Here is a 240-nt window from a genome sequence, read left to right as displayed (position 1 = left end):
AAGAAGGTCAAGAACAAGGAGGCCGGCGTCCGGCTCATGGGCTTCGGGCACCGCGTGTACTAGAGCTACGACCCGCGCGCCGCGATCGTCAAGAAGCACGCGGACGCCGTGCTGGGCCAGCTCGGCGCCACGGACGAGCTGCTCGACATCGCCCGCGGGCTCGAGGAGATCGCCCTGTCGGACGACTACTTCGACGAGCGCAAGCTCTACCCGAACGTGGACTTCTACACGGGCCTCATC

1 pseudogene is annotated in these 240 nt (G+C 66.2%); it reads left to right on the top strand.

Annotated elements, in window-relative coordinates:
• A pseudogene (locus tag ACQP60_RS20940) lies at window positions 1-240 on the top strand (citrate/2-methylcitrate synthase); the annotation flags it as partial.

Origin of the sequence: Isoptericola variabilis (assembly GCF_050311655.1) — a bacterium.
GTDB lineage: Bacteria > Actinomycetota > Actinomycetes > Actinomycetales > Cellulomonadaceae > Isoptericola > Isoptericola variabilis.
This window is presented reverse-complemented; position numbering and strand designations above follow the sequence as displayed.